This is a genomic window from Gammaproteobacteria bacterium, assembly GCA_003696665.1.
GTDB lineage: Bacteria > Pseudomonadota > Gammaproteobacteria > Enterobacterales.
In genome coordinates, this window is record RFGJ01000590.1 from 1 (window position 1) to 3,658 (window position 3,658).

Annotated in this window: 5 protein-coding genes; 2 read left to right on the top strand and 3 right to left on the bottom strand. The window is 49.6% G+C overall.

From position 1 onward, the window contains the following. Positions 1 to 167 precede the first annotated feature (167 nt). Positions 168 to 401: a hypothetical protein gene (locus D6694_14350; protein RMH35884.1), complete on the bottom strand. Its 234-nt coding sequence runs from the start codon at positions 399 to 401 to the stop codon at positions 168 to 170. Between the two features lie 214 nt (positions 402 to 615). On the opposite strand from D6694_14350, the gene D6694_14355 reads away from it, so the two are divergent. Next, a complete protein-coding gene (locus D6694_14355) occupies positions 616 to 1,527 on the top strand; it encodes a 30S ribosomal protein S6--L-glutamate ligase (protein RMH35885.1) in 912 nt (303 codons plus the stop codon). 7 nt (positions 1,528 to 1,534) lie between these two features. After that, a complete protein-coding gene (locus D6694_14360; protein RMH35886.1) occupies positions 1,535 to 2,548 on the top strand; it encodes a succinylglutamate desuccinylase in 1,014 nt (337 codons plus the stop codon). Here D6694_14360 and D6694_14365 read toward each other — a convergent pair. Both D6694_14365 and D6694_14370 read right to left on the bottom strand, forming a co-directional pair. Continuing rightward, positions 2,545 to 2,976 (bottom strand): ATP-dependent zinc protease, encoded by a 432-nt coding sequence (locus D6694_14365; GenBank protein RMH35887.1) that lies wholly within the window; start codon positions 2,974 to 2,976, stop codon positions 2,545 to 2,547. The genes D6694_14360 and D6694_14365 overlap by 4 nt on opposite strands. Positions 2,977 to 3,020: 44 nt before the next feature. Next, complete coding sequence (locus D6694_14370; protein RMH35888.1) at positions 3,021 to 3,368, bottom strand: hypothetical protein; 348 nt, start codon at positions 3,366 to 3,368, stop codon at positions 3,021 to 3,023. Positions 3,369 to 3,658: the final 290 nt, after the last annotated feature.

A 3,658-nucleotide genomic window follows, 5' to 3' on the forward strand; every position in this document is an offset into this window, starting at 1 on the left:
GCTACCCATCGACCGCGCGCGATGCCATCCAGAATATACTGTTGTATTCGTTGGTATTGTTTCATGCCGACAGTGTACCTGTCGGAACTTGTCTATACAAGTCGGAGCAGCACCCAGAGGCTTCGAATGAGACCTAATATACTGAGGTGTTTACAGCGTTCGAGTCACTATGGTTTTACCCGAATGTGCCACGCCATACCCTCTGGTGAGACCAAGACAGCATTAGGCGCCAGGTATTCGTGACGGCTGAGCTTTCCATCGCCGTCAAGATCAATAAACACGCCGTCGTCGGTGAAGTCACCATCGCGTTGTCCGCGTCGCTCAGACACCACAAGTGCCACTGGATGCGGCATGCCAGGTAATTCGGCCACTGCGGTGATTTCTGTGGTGTGACGAAGCATAGACAGTCAGTCTGACCTTGTCCGTCACTCAGACTGGTCGATGGTTTATCATCTTTTTTTGGCCCAACCTTAAGTATTTGATATATCCGGCTATGAATTACGCTAAAATTCCTTTAGTACTATTTTGCTTGGAGACGGTTATCGCTGATATCAGCGGTTGGACGAGGCTCCACACCAACATTTTTTATCATCACAAGGAAAAATCGGGTTATTTATGAAAATTGCAATACTTAGTCGGAATCGAAAATTGTATTCGACCAGCCGCCTTGTCGAAGAATGTATCAGTCGTGGTCATGAGGTAGAGGTTGTCGATACCCTTCGGTGTTACATGAACATCGCATCAGGGCGGCCCGCAATCCATTATAGGGGCAGAGTGCTGGAAAATTTTGATGCGGTGATTCCTCGGATTGGAGCCTCCATTACGTTTTACGGCACGGCAGTTTTGCGTCAGTTTGAAATGATGGGGGTTTTGCCGCTCAATGAATCGGTTGCGATTACCCGTTCGCGCGACAAGCTGCGTTGTTTGCAGTTATTGTCGCGAAAAGGTGTCGGACTACCGGTCACTGGTTTTGCGCACTCACCGGATGATGTGCACGACTTGATAGATATGGTTGGCGGCGCGCCATTAGTGATAAAGCTGCTAGAAGGCACTCAAGGTATCGGCGTTGTACTTGCAGACACACGTAAGGCCGCAGAAAGTGTCATTGAGGCATTCATGGGACTTAAGGCAAATATATTGGTGCAAGAATTTATTAAGGAGGCGGCAGGTGCGGACATCCGTTGTCTAGTCGTTGGCGACAAAGTCGTGGCGGCGATGAAGCGTCAGGCACCAATTGGTGAGTTTCGTTCTAATTTGCATCGTGGTGGCAAGGCTGAAGTGGTTCGCATTACACCGGAGGAACGTGCGGTCGCCGTTCGGGCGGCCAAAATTGTCGGGTTACGAGTTGCGGGGGTTGATATTCTTAGATCAAATCATGGGCCAGTGGTGATGGAAATTAACTCTTCGCCGGGTTTGAAAGGCATTGAGTCGGCAACCGGGAAGAATGTTGCTGGAATGATTATCGAGTATCTGGAAAAAAGAATGAAGGAGAAAAAACTTAGCACACGTACCGTTGGAAAAGGGTGAAGCGGGCATGTTGTCAATTTTCGGGCATGAGGTACGAGCAGGCGACATGGTCGTACTAGAACCGCCCATCGGTAAACTGCTTGGCCATGACACCATCACAATGCCGACCTTGGTGATTTGTGGCAAGCGCAAGGGGCCGACGCTACTGGTCACGGCAGCGATTCATGGGGACGAAATCAATGGCGTGGAGATCGTACGTCGCCTCCTCTATGCCTCATGGGCAAGAAGGGTGCGCGGTTGTTTGATTGCCATACCCATTGTCAATGTGTTTGGTGTCATGCAACGGAGTCGATATTTGCCCGATCGTCGCGATTTGAACCGTTGTTTTCCTGGATCGGCCAGTGGCTCTCTGGGCGCTCGGATGGCCCATTTCTTGACCGAGGATGTGCTCAAAAAAGTGGATATGGCCATTGACTTGCACACTGGCGCGATTGGTCGAACGAATCTGCCGCAAATTCGAGTGAGCCCCGATAACCCAACGGCGATGGAGATGGCGCTGGCGTTTGGGGCACCGGTCGTCCTGACTTCTGAACTCAAGGAAGGTACGTTTCGAAATGCGGGCGATGCCTTGGGTATTCCTGTCATCACGTACGAAGCGGGCGAAGCACTGCGATACGATCAACCCTCGATCATAGCTGGCGTCAATGGTGTTCGCAATGTACTTGAACAAGTTGGAATGATAAGAACACGCGTGCGAAAAAAGAAAATTCAACCCGCCGTGGCCCCTTCTTCTTCCTGGGTACGTTCGCCGACTGATGGTTTTTTTCGAACAGTGACGCAATTGGGTGCAAGGATCCGGAAGGGGGACATATTGGGTTACGTGAGCGGTCCCTTAAAAATGGATGAAACCGCTATTGTGGCCCCTTTTTCCGGCATCATTGTGGGTCAAAACCAAATTCCTCAGGTGTATGAGGGAGAAGCGTTGTATCATGTCGCACGTTTTGAAAGGGTAACCGAAGCCGAGGCGGCTGTGGATAAGTTCCAAGCCACGATGACCGACATGATTGACATTCGGGATTAGCTGGCACAAGTCGGCGGCCCGGCTAAAAATGATTGGTCGGGAATGACGATCATTCTGCCGGCCATTGCTGTCCGACCCAATAGCATGCGAAAACGCATACTGTCACGATTGGTGAGAGTCAACTCAATTGGCCAAGTGTGAGCGCCAAGCATCAAGTGTGAAGCGATAACGTAACGCATTTCGCGATGGCCACCAGAGTCACTCACGATTCTTCTGTCGATTACTCGGGTTTCGCAGACGATAACACTGTCTTGATCATTTTGAACAGGATGTACCCAGAAGCGCACCCAGCCAGTTCCGGCTTTGGTAAATTTCTGCACTTTGAAGGCATGAAGACAGGAAGTTCGGGCGCCCGTGTCTACTTTGGCTTTAATTTTGGTTATCCCAAGATCTGGCAATGCAACCCATTCCCGCCAACCCACTGGCATGAAGTTGTGCCACGGGTTGCTTGCCTGTGCGGTTGATTTAGTATTCACGGTTGATTCTCCTGAAAAATGAGTATGGCGGCCAAAATCAAACAGCCGCAAGCGGCAAGGTAGTTCCAGGTTATCTTGTTCTTCATGTAGAGCACGGCAAACGGAATAAAAACTGCCAGCGAGATGATTTCCTGTGTGATTTTGAGCTGTGCCAGTGTCATAAATTGAAAGCCATAGCGGTTGGCTGGTACTTGAATTAAGTATTCAAACAGTGCAATTCCCCAACTAATGATTGCCGCAATGTACCATGGCTTGTCGTTTAAGTCGCGTAGATGGGCGTACCATGCGACGGTCATAAACGTATTACTGGCCGCCAGGGCGAGAATAAACGGTAATATTTGCATTGTCGTTATTGGCATCGTTGAGACTTTCGCTAGTGTAAAAACTTGCCGAGCCATTGAAAAGCCTAGAAAAGTTTCTTTTTGCTAAAGATTGACAACACACATTGTCCTTTGGATGGGAATCGCTTTTCTTGCACGTGGTGATGTAAGTGTTGGCGCCTTGGTTTGTTAACGCGAGTTGTTTTGTCCGGCACGAGGCGATGCGATTGGACAAAAAATAAGCTATAATCGCCGCCCCTTTGGGTATTACTCGGCCTGCAACCGGGAGCATTTATCCATGACAACCGAATTAC

Coding starts and splice junctions, on each gene's coding strand:
- D6694_14350 (RMH35884.1), bottom strand. CDS start 401: ATGCTTCGTCACACCACAGAAATCACCGCAGTGGCCGAATTACCTGGC.
- D6694_14355 (RMH35885.1), top strand. CDS start 616: ATGAAAATTGCAATACTTAGTCGGAATCGAAAATTGTATTCGACCAGC.
- D6694_14360 (RMH35886.1), top strand. CDS start 1,535: ATGTTGTCAATTTTCGGGCATGAGGTACGAGCAGGCGACATGGTCGTA.
- D6694_14365 (RMH35887.1), bottom strand. CDS start 2,976: ATGCCAGTGGGTTGGCGGGAATGGGTTGCATTGCCAGATCTTGGGATA.
- D6694_14370 (RMH35888.1), bottom strand. CDS start 3,368: ATGCAAATATTACCGTTTATTCTCGCCCTGGCGGCCAGTAATACGTTT.